This is a genomic window from Methylophaga sp. UBA2012 (assembly GCF_002335235.1).
Lineage (GTDB): Bacteria > Pseudomonadota > Gammaproteobacteria > Nitrosococcales > Methylophagaceae > Methylophaga > Methylophaga thalassica.
Map to the genome: position 1 here is coordinate 95,002 of NZ_DDCG01000001.1, position 15,192 is coordinate 110,193.

At 44.2% G+C, this 15,192-nt stretch carries 11 protein-coding genes and 1 tRNA gene; 9 read left to right on the plus strand and 3 right to left on the minus strand.

Annotated features, from left to right (window positions below):
- Nucleotides 1-82: 82 nt before the first annotated feature.
- From B2248_RS00445 to atzF, 7 genes are all read left to right on the plus strand, one after another.
- The gene (locus B2248_RS00445) at nucleotides 83-1,150 is read left to right on the plus strand and encodes a putative urea ABC transporter substrate-binding protein (RefSeq protein ID WP_273181752.1); all 1,068 of its coding nucleotides are present in this window, start codon (nucleotides 83-85) and stop codon (nucleotides 1,148-1,150) included.
- 23 nt (nucleotides 1,151-1,173) lie between these two features.
- Nucleotides 1,174-1,998: an ABC transporter permease gene (locus B2248_RS00450; RefSeq protein ID WP_007145421.1), complete on the plus strand. Its 825-nt coding sequence runs from the start codon at nucleotides 1,174-1,176 to the stop codon at nucleotides 1,996-1,998.
- The gene (locus B2248_RS00455; protein ID WP_007145420.1) at nucleotides 1,995-2,774 is read left to right on the plus strand and encodes an ABC transporter ATP-binding protein; all 780 of its coding nucleotides are present in this window, start codon (nucleotides 1,995-1,997) and stop codon (nucleotides 2,772-2,774) included. Before B2248_RS00450 ends, B2248_RS00455 begins: the two co-directional genes overlap by 4 nt.
- Nucleotides 2,771-3,508, plus strand: a complete 738-nt coding sequence (locus tag B2248_RS00460) for an urea amidolyase associated protein UAAP1 (RefSeq protein ID WP_273181749.1) — start codon at nucleotides 2,771-2,773, stop codon at nucleotides 3,506-3,508. Before B2248_RS00455 ends, B2248_RS00460 begins: the two co-directional genes overlap by 4 nt.
- 18 nt (nucleotides 3,509-3,526) lie before the next feature.
- The gene (locus B2248_RS00465; protein WP_007145418.1) at nucleotides 3,527-4,165 is read left to right on the plus strand and encodes an urea amidolyase associated protein UAAP2; all 639 of its coding nucleotides are present in this window, start codon (nucleotides 3,527-3,529) and stop codon (nucleotides 4,163-4,165) included.
- Nucleotides 4,166-4,237: 72 nt separating this feature from the next.
- Complete coding sequence (gene uca / locus B2248_RS00470; RefSeq protein WP_273181744.1) at nucleotides 4,238-7,828, plus strand: urea carboxylase; 3,591 nt, start codon at nucleotides 4,238-4,240, stop codon at nucleotides 7,826-7,828.
- Nucleotides 7,828-9,627 (plus strand): allophanate hydrolase, encoded by a 1,800-nt coding sequence (atzF, locus tag B2248_RS00475; protein WP_273181742.1) that lies wholly within the window; start codon nucleotides 7,828-7,830, stop codon nucleotides 9,625-9,627. Before uca ends, atzF begins: the two co-directional genes overlap by 1 nt.
- Before the next feature lie 44 nt (nucleotides 9,628-9,671).
- On the opposite strand, the gene B2248_RS00480 is transcribed toward atzF, so the two are convergent.
- Together B2248_RS00480 and B2248_RS00485 are read right to left on the minus strand one after the other, a co-directional pair.
- Entirely contained in the window at nucleotides 9,672-9,971 is a 300-nt protein-coding gene (locus B2248_RS00480) for a YMGG-like glycine zipper-containing protein (protein WP_007145415.1), read from the minus strand.
- Nucleotides 9,972-10,036: 65 nt separating this feature from the next.
- Nucleotides 10,037-12,076 carry an LTA synthase family protein gene (locus B2248_RS00485; protein ID WP_273181738.1) on the minus strand — a complete coding sequence of 680 codons (2,040 nt, stop codon included), beginning with the start codon at nucleotides 12,074-12,076 and terminating at the stop codon, nucleotides 10,037-10,039.
- Between the two features lie 265 nt (nucleotides 12,077-12,341).
- On the opposite strand from B2248_RS00485, the gene B2248_RS00490 reads away from it, so the two are divergent.
- Nucleotides 12,342-14,042, plus strand: a complete 1,701-nt coding sequence (locus tag B2248_RS00490) for a methyl-accepting chemotaxis protein (protein WP_273181737.1) — start codon at nucleotides 12,342-12,344, stop codon at nucleotides 14,040-14,042.
- Between the two features lie 216 nt (nucleotides 14,043-14,258).
- Nucleotides 14,259-14,834: a DUF2726 domain-containing protein gene (locus B2248_RS00495; RefSeq protein WP_273181736.1), complete on the plus strand. Its 576-nt coding sequence runs from the start codon at nucleotides 14,259-14,261 to the stop codon at nucleotides 14,832-14,834.
- A gap of 281 nt (nucleotides 14,835-15,115) precedes the next feature.
- Here B2248_RS00495 and B2248_RS00500 read toward each other — a convergent pair.
- Nucleotides 15,116-15,188, minus strand: a tRNA-Arg gene (locus B2248_RS00500).
- Nucleotides 15,189-15,192: the final 4 nt, after the last annotated feature.

Below are 15,192 nucleotides of genomic sequence, written 5' to 3' on the forward strand. Positions count from 1 at the left end.
CACGGAGGGATAAAAGCCCGGGAGATTGTTTTTTGTAAAACATCTCTTGCACCGTGTTTCTAACTAACTGTGAGGTAACTTCATGAAGTTCTCCATTCTTCGTTTTTTCAGCTTCTTGCTGCTTTCTTTCTCTCTCCTTATCGTTCCCTTCTCAGCGAATGCTGAACAAAAAGATAAATTCAGTATTGCCTGGACTATTTATGCAGGCTGGATGCCGTGGGACTATGCGGCGAATGCGGGCATTGTAAAAAAGTGGGCGGACAAATACGGTATCGAAATTGACATAGTTCAAATCAATGACTACGTTGAATCCATCAACCAATATACGGCTGGTCAGTTTGATGGTTGCACCATGACGAATATGGATGCGCTCACTATTCCTGCTGCGGGTGGTGTCGACTCTACCGCATTAATTCTTGGTGATTTTTCTAATGGGAACGATGGCATTGTCCTGAAGGGCGAAGGTAAAACCCTGAAAGACATTGAGGGCCAAAACGTTAATCTGGTTGAGCTGTCTGTTTCTCATTATTTATTAGCTCGTGCTCTAGATACCATTGGTTTGAGTGAGCGTGATGTCAGAGTCGTGAATACTTCAGATGCCGATTTGGTAGCCGTGTTTAACGCAGACGACGTGACTTCTACCGTCACTTGGAATCCACTGTTATCTGAAGTGGCTGCCATGCCTAATACCTCAAAAGTATTCGATTCTTCTCAAATTCCTGGCGAAATCATCGATATGTTAGTGGTCAACACTGACACCCTGAAAGATAACCCTGATTTTGGTAAAGCCTTAACCGGTGCCTGGTATGAAATCATGGCGCGTATGGCGGCTAAAGATACCGATGCGCTGACCTTTATGGCTAAAGCCTCAGGCACTGATTTGCCGGGTTATGAAGCGCAATTGGCAGCAACCAATATGTTCTATGAAGCAAAAGATGCCGTGGCCTTTGCTCAAAGCAAACAACTGCCTGAAACCATGAAGTATGTGAGTGAGTTTTCATTCGAGCATGGTTTATTAGGTGAAGGTGCGATGGATGCTGGCTTTATTGGTATTGCTTATCCAGATGGCACTGTAGTCGGTAACTCAGCGAACGTTAAGCTGCGTTTTGATTCGTCTTTCATGTCTATGGCGGCTGACGGTTCTCTGTAACCGTCATTTGCCAGAGAATTATTATGAAACGACTTATCAATCAACAGCCGAGTAACGCTGGGAAATGGTTATTAGGTGCTTTACCTTTTATCCTGATTTTACTGGCTTATCTGGTGGCATCGAATGAGCGCTTAGCGGTGAATCCTAATGATAAGCTGATGCCTTCCTTCGAAGCCTTTGGTCATGCCATTCATATGATGGCATTTGAACCCAGTAAACGTACTGGTGAATACCTGTTATGGGCCGATACGCTGGCCAGTTTGCAACGGCTGGGGATTGGCGTTGGTATCAGTGCGCTTATCAGTCTTATCGTTGGAATTCTGATTGGGATTATTCCTCTACTGCGTGCCAGTTTTGCACCAGTGGTCACCGTTATATCTCTAGTACCACCATTAGCGATTTTACCTATCTTGTTTATCATTTTTGGTTTAGGTGAAGTCGCCAAAATTACGCTTATTGTGCTGGGTATCACCCCATTTTTGATTCGTGATGTGCAATTACGTGTCATGGCGTTACCTGAAGAATTGATCATCAAAGCACAAACATTAGGCGCCTCAACCTGGCAATTGATTGTACGAGTAGTCTTACCTCAGGTATTACCAAAACTGATTGATGCAGTGCGTTTAAGTCTGGGGGCGGCCTGGTTATTTTTAATTGCCGCAGAAGCCATCTCGGCAACAGAAGGGCTTGGTTATCGTATCTTTCTGGTCAGACGTTATCTGGCGATGGATGTGATTTTGCCCTATGTATTGTGGATTACCTTATTGGCCTTTCTGACTGATTATCTATTACGTCGTTTGTCCTTATATGCCTTCCCGTGGCAGCAGACTGAGGGAGGGGCTAAATGAACAATATCGAGCTGAAAAAATTATGGAAAGAGTACGGCGATAATGTCGTTCTTGAGAATATCAATCTGACGGTGAGAGCAGGCGAGTTTATAACGCTGGTGGGCGCATCAGGCTGTGGTAAAACCACATTTCTGAAAATGCTGCTGGGAACCGAGAAACCCTCTCGAGGTGAGTTATTACTGGATGGTGATCCCATCCGTGATGAGCCCGATGCTGACCGGGGTATTGTCTTCCAGCGTTACTCTGTTTTCCCTCATCTCAATGTGATTGAAAATGTCATGTTGGGTGTCGAGTTTGGTCAATCCAGATTATTGGGCAGATGTTTTGGCAGCAAGCGACGACAGGTCCGTGAGCAGGCTCAGGAAATGCTTGAATTGGTTGGGTTGGGCCATGTGGCGAATCAATATCCGACATCACTATCTGGCGGTATGCAGCAACGGCTGGCCATTGCGCAGGCTTTAATTAAACAACCGAAAGTATTATTGCTGGATGAGCCGTTTGGTGCGCTTGATCCTGGCATTCGTTCTGATATGCATGCCTTGATTTTAGATATCTGGCAAAAAACCGGCATCACCATTTTCATGATTACCCATGACTTAACCGAAGGCTTTTATTTGGGCACACGCTTATTAGTGTTTGATAAACACCGTCAAGACCCAGATAACCCAAACCGGTATGGGGCCTCTATTACCTTTGATATTCCGGTGGGTGATACACGCAAATCCACTTTAGAAGACATTTCAAACACGATGAAACAAAAGCAGGAAACACCATGAGTGATAAACAAAACGATCTGATATATGAGGATACATTGCCTGGTGGCACGCATTGGTCAATGTTAGTAAGAAAAGGGACGACACTGCGCCTGATTGATAACGAAGGTGGCGCTAATGTCGGTATGTTGTTTTATAACCCGATGAATAAACTGGAGCGTTATAACGCGCCGGATACCTTGAAATGTCAGCATACCTTTAAGCTGACCAAAGGCCATTGTTTGTACTCAGATATGGGGCATGTTTTTTGCTCCATTATTGAAGACACAGTGGGCTGGCATGATACCGTTGGCGGCAATCTCACCACGGTCAATATGAAAAAACGCTGGGGTGGCAGAAGTTATCAGGAAGCCGGTAATGACTGGACCTTAAGCGGCGAGCATGCTTTTTTGGTTGAGCTGGCTAAATACGGCTTAAACCGCCGCGATATGGCAGCGAATCTCAATTTATTCAGCCAGGTCAAAACGGATGCTGAAGGCAATATGCAGTTTGTTGAAAACAACAGCAAAGCCGGTGACTTCATCGATTTACGCTTTGAAATGGATACCTTGGTGTTATTCCATACCTGCCCACACCCGATGAATACAGCTGATGCCTATCCTAAACATGCTGTCACCTACCAATTAAGAAAATCTGCTCCGGTGACGGAAGATGACGAGTGTTTGAATCACTGCGATGAAAACCAGCGTGGTCTTGAAAATAACCGTCTATACCATCAATGCGGTCATCACCATTAATGAGCAAAGGATAACGTTGTGATTAAAGAAAGTAACTTAAACCCTGAACAAGCCAGCTACCGTGAAGAAGTGTTAGCAGGTGATTACTGGATGCATGAACTGAAAGCGGGGCAAACACTGCGTATTGTCGATTTGTATGGTAATCAGGCCGCCGATACTTTGTTTTACAGTTTAGCGGATCCCAGTGAGCGCTATAGTGCGATTGATACCCTTCGTGAGCAAGGTAATGTCTACCTTACTGCTGGCACAACATTGTTGTCGAATCTTGGCAGACCCATGTTAGAGATCACTGCTGATACTTGTGGACGCCACGATACGCTGGGCGGTGCCTGTGCAACAGAATCCAACACCGTGCGTTATTCGCTGGAGAAAAAAACCATGCACGCCTGCCGTGATAGCTGGATGCTAGCGGTAGCCGAAAACGAGCACTTTGGCGTGAGTAAACGCGATATCACTCATAACATTAACTTTTTTATGAATGTGCCTGTGACTGAAGACGGCCATTTGACCTTTGCAGATGGTATTTCTGAAGCGGGTAAATACGTGGAAATGACAGCAAAAATGGATGTGATTGTGTTGATCTCCAACTGTCCGCAATTAAATAACCCATGCAATGCTTATAACCCGACACCGGTTGAAGTGGTGATCTGGGGGTAATACGGATTATGTTTCGGGACGACCTGAAACAGCGCTTTATTAGCTGGGACGACCCAGATAGGAATACCCATCATGTTTAAGAAAGTTTTAATTGCTAACCGGGGCGCCATCGCCACACGGATTACTCGCACCTTGCATGAGATGAATGTTAAGGCAGTGGCTATATATGCCGAAGCCGATCGTGACTCATTGCATGTCAGTGCTGCAGATGAAAGCTACTCACTGGGCGAAGGCCGTGCCAGTGAGACTTATCTTAATCAACAACTTATCATTGATATAGCCACACAGACAGGGGCTGAAGCGATTCATCCTGGTTATGGTTTTCTGAGTGAAAATCCGGGCTTTGCTCGTTTATGTGAGCAGAATAATATTGTCTTCTTTGGCCCCACAGCAGAGCAGATGGAGTCATTTGGTTTAAAACACAGCGCTCGGGCATTGGCAGAAGAAAACGACGTACCGTTATTACCAGGCACGGGCTTATTAAGCTCACTTGATGATGCCGTTGAGCAAGCCAGCCAAGTTGGCTATCCGGTGATGCTGAAATCCACAGCTGGCGGCGGCGGTATCGGTATGAACCGCTGTGATGATGAAGCTTCACTGCGTCAGGCGTTTAACTCTGTAAAAAATCTGAGTGCCAATAACTTTTCCAATGATGGGGTATTTCTGGAGAAATTTATCACCCGTGCTCGTCATATCGAAGTACAGGTGATGGGTGATGGTGAAGGCCATGTACTGGCTCTGGGTGATCGGGACTGTTCCAGCCAGCGTCGTAATCAGAAAGTGATTGAAGAAGCACCAGCACCGAATATTCCTGACGATGTTCGTGCTGATATGCAGGAAGTCGCGGTCAGATTAATGTCAGCGATTCATTATCGCAGTGCCGGCACGGTGGAGTTTGTCTATGACGCCGATAATCAACAGTTTTACTTCCTGGAAGTGAATACCCGTTTGCAGGTTGAGCATGGGGTTACGGAAGAAGTCTATGGTGTGGATCTGGTTCGCTGGATGGTGGAAGTCGGTGCTAAAGAATCGCAGTTACCTGCCACTGCGCCTGAACCCAAAGGCCATGCGATCCAGGTCAGACTCTATGCTGAAGATCCGCATAAACAGTTTCAACCATCTTCGGGTTTACTGACAGAAGTCATTTGGCCTCAAAGCGACGCGATTCGTGTCGATTACTGGGTGAAAGCCGGTATTGAAGTCTCACCATTTTATGATCCGATGCTGGCGAAAATTATCAGCCATGCTGATAGTCGCGAACTGGCCCATCAGAAATTATTGGCTGCTTTAGATGAATTGCAGGTCTATGGCATAGAGACCAATGCTGATTATGTCGGTCAGATTTTACAAGATGAGGCGTTTTTAAACGCTGCGGTCACTACACGTTATCTGGATAGTTTTGTTTACCAGCCTTCGACCATCAATATCTTGTCTCCGGGCACGATGACAACCATTCAGGATTACCCTGCACGTGTCGGCTACTGGGATATCGGTGTTCCACCATCAGGTCCATTCGACAGTTTGTCTTTCCGTCTTGGCAATCGTTTATTAGCTAATGATGAATCCTGCGCGGGGCTGGAGATCACTTTGTCTGGTCCTGAGCTGAGTTTTAATGTCGCAACCAGCATTGTGGTGACGGGTGCCGAACTGAGCATTGAGTTAAATGGCGAACCACAATCCGCATGGCAAGTTATTTCAGTAAAAGCCGGTGACAAGCTGAAATTAGGACAGGTCAAAGGTGCTGGCGCCAGAGCCTATCTATTAGTGGCTGGTGGTATTCAATGTCCGGAATATTTAGGTTCACGTTCTACGTTCACTTTAGGCCAATTTGGTGGTCATGTTGGGCGGACGCTGAAAACAGGTGATGTATTACATATCCTGCCTGAACAACCGGTTTCTGATACAGCCACACTAGCCCAGGATTGTCAGCCTGAAATTCAACATCACTGGGATATTCATGTGGTGTATGGGCCGCATGGCGCACCGGATTTTTTCACTGATAGTGATATTGAGATGTTCTTTAATACGGACTGGAAAATCCACTACAACTCCAGTCGTACTGGTGTGCGTTTGATTGGCCCAAGACCAGAGTGGGCGAGAACCGACGGCGGTGAAGCTGGCTTACATCCCTCTAATATTCATGATAACGCTTACGCGGTCGGTTCAATCGATTTCACTGGGGATATGCCGATCATTCTGGGCCCAGATGGCCCCTCGCTGGGTGGTTTTGTTTGTCCGGCAACCGTTATCACGGCAGATTTATGGAAGGTAGGACAGTTAAAAGCCGGTGATACGGTGCGCTTTGTGCCGGTATCGATTGAAACAGCGAACGCCTTAGAACGTGCACAAAACCAGGCGATTGATGGCCTCAGTCTACAAGCTGTGTCAGTAGAGACTGCGGTTATCGATACACCTGTGCATGCTATCAGCAAAGATGCGTCAACCGGTATAGATATCACTTATCGACTGGCTGGGGATCACTACCTCTTAGTCGAATTTGGTGAGCAAACCTTAGATATCAATCTTCGGTTTAAAGTGCATGCTTTAATGCTGTGGTTACAGGAACAGGCGGTGACGGGCATTTTAGAACTGACGCCAGGTATCCGTTCGCTACAGGTGCACTATGACAGCATGGTGTTATCACTCGATGCGTTGATGACCGTGTTAAAGCAGGCAGAAAAAGATATTCAGCATGTGGATGACTTAGATTTGCCCACCCGGATTGTGCATATCCCGATCTCATGGGATGACGAAGCCTGTCGTCTGGCCAGTGAAAAGTATATGCAATCGGTCAGACAAAATGCGCCTTGGTGTCCTGACAATATTGAGTTTATCCGCAGAATCAATGGGCTTGATTCCGTAGATGACGTCAAAAAAATTGTGTTTGATGCCAGTTATCTGGTGATGGGGTTGGGCGATGTCTATCTGGGTGCCCCAGTAGCGACGCCGATGGATCCAAGACACCGTCTGGTGACGACGAAATATAACCCGGCCAGAACCTGGACGGCGGAAAACTCGGTCGGTATCGGTGGCTCTTATTTATGTGTGTATGGCATGGAAGGGCCGGGTGGTTATCAGTTTATCGGACGGACTCTGCAAATGTGGAATCGTTACGAGAAAACCAAAGAATTCACGCAGCCGTGGTTATTACGCTTTTTTGACCAAATTCGCTTTTATGAAGTCAGTCATGATGAGTTAATGCAGATTCGTCGTGACTTTATTCATGGTAACTATGAACTCAAGATTGAAGAAACCCGTTTCAATTTAAAAGACTACAACGCGTTTATCGAAAAACATCAGGCTGAAATTGATGCCTTCACCGCGACACGCCAGCAGGCGTTCAACGAAGAATTAGAACGCTGGAAGCGTGATGGTTTATTACATTTTGATAGCGGTGATCAGCAAGCGGAGGTCGATGAAGCCTTATTGCCATTAGCTGACAATGCTATTTCGGTGGATAGTCCATTAAATTGCAGTATCTGGAAGATTGAAGTGGAAGAGGGGCAAGACGTGAAAGAAGGCGACACCTTAATGATTTTAGAAGCGATGAAAATGGAAATCCTGGTGACCGCACCACAGGCCGGCAAAGTCAGCTCTCTCTCAAGAAAACCCGGCTCACAGGTAGGGATGGGTGATCGTTTATTAGTGCTGGAGGTTGAATAATGTCACAACAAAATATGACGATTGCCGCGCTACAACAAGCTTATAAAGATGGCACGCTGACACCCAAACAAGTGATTAAAGATGCTCTGGAGCGTTGTGAGCATTACCTTGATCACAATATCTGGATTGAATTATTTAGTCTCGAACAGCTTCAGCCTTATCTGGATGCCTTAGATGACAGCAATATAGCAGACAAGCCGTTATATGGGATTCCTTTTGCCATCAAAGATAATATCGAATTAGCGGGATTTCCTGTGACGGCAGGTTGCGAGGCGTATGCGTATACACCGGACAAATCTGCCTTTGTTGTTCAGCAATTAATTGATGCCGGTGCCATTCCACTGGGTAAAACCAATCTGGATCAATTTGCCACTGGCTTAGTCGGCGTGCGTTCACCTGAAAAGTGGGGGCCTTGCCATAACAGTTTTGATAAAGACTATATTTCAGGTGGCTCCAGCTCGGGTTCCGCAGTAGCAGTGGCATTAGGTTTAGTCAGTTTCTCATTAGGTACTGATACCGCTGGTTCAGGTCGGGTACCAGCCGCATTTAATAATTTGATCGGGTTAAAACCGACTAGAGGCTTATTGAGTACTGATGGTGTTGTACCCGCCTGTCGCAGCCTGGATTGTGTGTCTATTTTTAGCCTGACTACTGATGATGCCAATACGGTGTTTAATGTGGCTGCGAAATTTGATCAAAATGATGCGTTTGCCAGACCAAACGTCGATACCAATAAAGGTAATTACGGCAAGTTAGACAATATCACCTTTAATTTTGCCGTCCCACAGGCAGAGCAACTGAATTTTTTTGGTAATGCTGAATACGCCGAGCAGTTTGAGAAAGCGGTGAAACACCTGGAAAACTTGGGTGGTAAGAAACATATTATCAATTTCGAACCATTCTTCACGGCAGCCAGACTGCTTTATGAAGGCCCTTGGGTAGCTGAACGGCGTGTGGCAACAGAAGGTGTCGACAGACACGCTATGTTGCAGGTGATTCAGGATATCCTGGCGACGCAGGAAGAGGCACGTGCAGATGATCTGTTTAAAGCAGAATATAAGTTACAAGCTTGCCGACAGCAGGTGAGGGATGTGCTTGAGTATTACGACTTTATTCTAACGCCTACTGCCGGAACAACCTATACCATTGAACAAGTTCAGGCTGATCCCATAAAACTCAATAGTAATCTGGGTCATTACACCAACTTTATGAACTTGCTTGATTGCAGTGCGATAGCGGTTCCGACCGGGTTCATTACTTCGAGCCTACCCTTTGGTGTAACCTTGTTTTCCCGTGCGTTCAGTGATGCCAGATTATTAACCTTTGCCAATTTGATGCAGCAATCACTGCGATTACCACTGGGCGCTATAGAGCTTGAATGCCCAGATTCTTCTGCATCAATAGCTGGCACTGGTGATCGTATTACGCTGGCGGTGTGTGGCGCGCATCTACAAGGACAACCGCTGAATTATCAATTAACGGAACGTGGCGGCGTCTTTTTAGAGAAAACGGTGACGGCCAATGCCTATAAGCTTTATGCCCTAGCTGGCGGCCCGCCAATGCGGCCTGGCTTAGTAAGAGATAAACAGGGAACAGCTATTGAGATTGAGCTCTGGTCGATACCAACGGCAACGCTGGGCTCATTTCTGGCAGGTATTGCCGCGCCTTTGGGCTTAGGTAAGTTGGAAGTGACAGACGGCCGTTGGGTTACAGGCTTTATTTGTGAATCTTATGGTTTAGATGATGCGACGGATATTACCGCTTTCGGGTCATGGCGTGAGTATTTGCTAAATAAATAAGGCATATAAAAAAGCCGTCAGAAATGACGGCTTTTTTGAGGGAGCTAACAGTTGCCTTTTTTGGCCTGACCAGGAGGACAGAAATGACCTTTATGATCATCATGATAATGTTTTTCATGATGTTCACCGTGACCTGCTGATTCATCAGTATTGACGGCTACACCCGTGGCTGCACCAATGGCACCACCTATCATTGCTCCTTCACGTCCACCGACTTCATTGCCAACGGCAGCGCCTACAGCGCCACCAATACCGCCACCTACCGCTGCATCTAATGTAGAACTATCAGCATGAGCTGCAAATGTTGTCACCAACAATGGGATAATCAGGAATCTTATGTTCATATTATGATTGAGCCTTTTTGCAAATAACTAGCGCACAACATAACTAAATATAAGGAAATTGGCAATTATTCGCTGGATTGGTCATTCAGTGCCACGCCCTTATTTGGTGTTTTTACTCCAGCTTTACCTTGTAATAAAGTCGATGTGGCAGACTCAATATAGGCGTCTAAACGGTGATCCAGTTTTTCCGTATCTGCCGTGTCATGTATTTCACTAGCTGATGCTATAGGTAATAGCTGATATTGATACAACGAGGCGGAATTATCGGTTGATTTAACCAGTACTTTATTATCATCAATGATGGCTGTAGTCGGATCTGAACCAGATGGTTTGATCACGGCAAATCCGGCGTCATGAATATTCAGTAAATCACGGCCCCAGCAGCTATAAGTGGTATCTCCACCCAGTAAACCCGCTACAGTCGGTGCGATATCCACTTGAGCACCAACTGTTGAATTACTGTGTCCATAGTTTTTAACAACATTTGGACCAATCACTAATAGCGGCACATGGAATTTGAGCATATCAATATCGGTGACTTGATTGGGGGTGCTAAAGCCATGATCACCCACTAAAACAAATAATGTGTTGTCAAAATAATCTGATTTGGCCACTTTTTTAAAAAACTGACCTAATGCCCAGTCGGCATAACGCATCGCTGTTAGATGCTCATTCAATTCACCATGTCCAGTGACTTTTGCAACAGGCAGTGGGGTAGGTAAGGCATATGGCGTATGATTGGATAAAGTCTGTAAAAAGGCAAAAAACGGCTTATCGTTAGGCATTTTTTGTAACTCTTCGGCAGCCCGGTCGAACATATCCTGATCCGATACACCCCAAGTAGGATCGGAGAAAACAGGATTCACAAAGTCATGTCTGCCAATAAAACGCTGCATACCCTGGGCACCAAAAAAGCCTTTTTGGTTATCCCAGGCAAAATCGCCGTTATAAACATACATGCTTTGATAGTCTCGATCAGCTGTCATTTGTATTAAACCTGAAAAATGGTTACTGCCTTCAGGTTGTTGCATCAAATACTCATAGTGCGGCAGGTTAGGAAAACAGGCTAATGAAGCAAACATGCCCTGGTGAGTATGTGTACCATTAGAAAAAAAGCGATTAAATAACAGGCCTTGTTTGGCGAGTTTGTCGAACTCTGGAGTAATACCTTCGTCATGGCCCAAGGCACCGACATATTCACCACTAAAACTTTCCATCAGAATGAACACAACATTTAATGGTTTTTTGCTTTCACCTGTACGGGCATGGTAAGTACGTAAGACAGGCGAGTAGTCTGGGTCTAGTAGTGTATCCGATGGCGTTAAAACCATCTGTTCCACAGTATTGTCGGCTTCAGCTATTGGCATTTTCTTGAGCCATTTGTTGTCACCTTTTTTAGTACCAATGACCGCTTTAGCTAATGTATAAACACCGTTTAAACCTAAATGATTGGCAAAAAGATAATGACTCTGGAAGGCATCACCCCAACGAAGTGGTGGTCCCTGACGTAATGTGCCACGCGCAGCAACAACAGATATCACCACGACCACAAAGAATGCTGTCATTCTTAAGCTGTATCGAGTTTTATCTGTAGATTTAGTTTGGTTAATTCGGCTGTTTAGCGTAAAGATAAAAAACAATGCTGTGATAAGTAAACCAATGATGATGAGATAAGTGACAACAGGAAAGCCATACCAAATCATGCTTAACACCGTTGCCGGATCTTCCTTCATATATTCAAATACCAGGCTGTTTAGTCGTGTATGAAATTCATGATAGAAGTCGAGCTCAACAATGGCGAGAAAGATCATCACACTGGACACAAAGGTAAGCCAGAGCGTGTAGACTTTGCGGTTGTTTAACCCTTTTTTAAATAGCAAACCAATGATTAAGGGTAGCAGTACATAAACAGTGACGATTAAGTCAAAGCGGAGCCCGGTGATAAAAGCTTGAATGAGATCATGGTTGGGAATGGCGGCACTGAGATCATTATTTCGCCACAACAGAATTGCTCTCAATAGCGTCTGTAATAGCATCAAAATAAATGCTGAACTAAAAATAAAATAAAGATCAGAAAAAAGGCTGTTGTTATCGTTTTTTTGCATGGAGCGTCCATCAGTTATCAGCAGAATCACTCATCGCTAGTAGATGCAGTGAAATGATCGGTGAACGCCAGTTTGCATCGATTTCGTTAAGAAAAACTTAAGGTGAAGCCTTCAGTATATTGACCGCTATGTTCCTGTTTATCAGTGCTTGGCAATTAAAAATTTTAATTATCAAAAAATTCATCCGATATACTCTCTGCATAGACTATGAAATATTCATGGTTGACATAATTAACGATTAAATTTGACTGAGGCTGGAGCTGGAATGCAGTTTATTAAGAACCTTCCTATCGGGAAAAAGATTTTCAGTGTGGTTATTATTCTTGGCATAACCCAAGTGATCATCTCTGCTTTTGCTATCTTCAAAATGAATAATATTTCAGAGGAATTTTCTGTTATTCATGAGATGTCACTGCCACTTGAAAAAAATGTGTCTGAAGCGAGTCAGCTTCAATTAAAAAAAGCGGCTGAATTACAGCAGTTGATGATTGATGCCAAATCAGGGGCGAGAAGAAACATCATCAAAGAGCATTTCACCAGCATAGAAAATATCACTGCACAAACCAATCAAGCGATGCAAGACATCGTCACTATCCTGGATAAATCGAAAGGCAAGGTACTTGATGCTGATTTACACGCGGATGTGCTTAGTCTGGACGAAAATACAGCTAAAGTAGTTGAGCAGCAGGCTAATTATCAGAAATACGTTGATAGTGCGATTCAGATTATCAAACGCGGTGGAAGTATGTCGGGCGGTGGTTATCTATCAAAGGATGAGCAGGCACAGCTACAGGATATCGAAGCAAAATTATTTGAAAGCTTACAAGCCATGCAAGCGAGCATCGATAATATTACAAACCGGTCAGTAAAAAATGTTCAGAATGTGCAGCGCTCCAGTTTATTTAGCCTGATTGCAATGGCAGTGGCTTCACTAATAATTGGTATTTTCATCTCAAAAATTATTATTAGTAATATCGTTACCCCCATTAAAGGCGTGATGGCTGTTCTTACCGCAATGGCTCAGGATAATGATTTAACAAAACGGATGAATTTTGACAGCGCTGATGAAGTAGGTGCGATGGGGAAAACATTTAATCGTTTTGTCGAAAAACTTCAGAGTTTGGTCATCAGTATTACTCAAGCATCAGAGCAATTATCGACTGCAGCGGAAGAAACCTCAGTGGTGAGTATTTCAACCAATAAGAATATTGCTAAACAAAAAAATGAAACGGTGCACGTCGCATCAGCTATCACCGAGATGACAGCAACCGTACAAGAAGTTGCCATTAGTGCTGAAAAGGCCTCTGAAGCGGCTATTAAAGGCGATAAAGACTCGGAGTCTGGTCGTAAAGTTGTTGAGGAAATTGTTGCCTCAATTAATAACCTTGCAGCAGAAATTAATACTTCAACCTCTGTCATTAAAACTCTGAAATCAGATAGTGAAAACATCGGTACCGTACTTGATGTAATTAAAAGCATTGCTGAACAAACAAACTTACTTGCTTTAAATGCAGCTATTGAGGCCGCTCGTGCAGGCGATCAGGGACGAGGTTTTGCTGTTGTGGCTGATGAAGTGCGTTCTTTAGCACAAAAAACACAAGACTCAACCAAAGAGATTGAAGACCTGATCCTTACTTTGCAGCAAGGATCAGATAATGCTGTTAACTCGATGGCACTGAATCAGAAGAGTATTGAAGGGCTTGTGTCAAAAGCGGTAGATGCCACCAATTCATTAAAAGAAATTACCAATTCGGTTAGCTCAATCACTGAGATGAATACCTTGATTGCGACCGCAGCCGAGCAGCAAAGTCATGTGGTCAACGAAATTAATAGCAATGTGCATAATATTCAACAGGTGTCAGAAAACACAGCCGAAGGATCTGAGCAGGTATCACAGGCGAGCCAGGAAATTGCGCAATTAAGTGAAAAGCTCACCAGTATGGTCAGACAGTTTAAAGTATCGTAAAAGAGCATTTTTGATAGCGACTTTGTATACACATGCATTTAATTGCTGTCGCGGCTTGGAATAAGACTTTAATATCCGGATATGGATATTAACGTCATCAGTTAATTATTCTTATTTAAAACAAATGGTTATTAAATAATCGTAGAATAATGTCTTTATTCATTGCTGAGCGATGAGCATCTATTCTAAGATCAGCTTTTCAGCTGGAATATTAAGATGTCATTTGTTTTTATTGGATTGTTTATTGTCATATTAGTGGCTGTTCTGCTTCTCGCCTTGATGAAGGATGACAAGGATAAAACAGAAAAGACAACAGAATATCCCTACAGTAAACAACCATCATTACTCACTCCGGCAGAACTCTCATTCCAACATAGCCTGAAACTTGCCGTCGATGGACAGTATGATATTTCTTCTAAAGTGCGACTGGCTGATATCGTGACCGTGAAGCAAACGAAGTCTAAATCTGAGTGGCAAAAAGCCTTTAACAAAATTCAGTCCAAGCACGTTGATTTTGTTCTGACTGACACGAAAACAGCCGATATTTTATGTGCGATAGAACTTGACGATAGTTCACATGAAAAGCCTGCAAGACAACTCCGTGATGACTTCCTCGATAATGTCTTGCGAGTTGCCAGAATGCCTTTATTACGTTTCACAGTAGAGCAAAGTTATCAGTCGCAATTGATAGCCGAGAAAATAAAGAATGCGATTCATCCTGAATTTGCTATTCAATTTTCATCTGATGTCGTGATGGATGACATAAAAATCCTGATCAATCCGGATAGATAATTCTTGTCGTGCAGGTTGCGTCAAGATAGCTCGATAGCTTCATCTGATCTGCTCACCATTCGATACTCATATAATAGAGGTGCCTAGGCTATAGTTAGCAGAAGTACCTTTATTTTTATCGGTTGATTATTTCTGTGAGTTAAAAAAATGATATTTCTAACTCACGCTTATTAATAGAGTGAATCTCATCAGAAGATAGTTTTTCAGAACAGATGACTGAAACAAGCCATCATGAATGATTATGGTTGATGATTGTGGGGAAGGGGTAGTGGAGAGACAGATGGCGCGCCCGGCACGATTCGAACGTGCGACCGCCTGGTTCGTAGCCAGGTACTCTATCCAGCTGAGCTACGCGTCC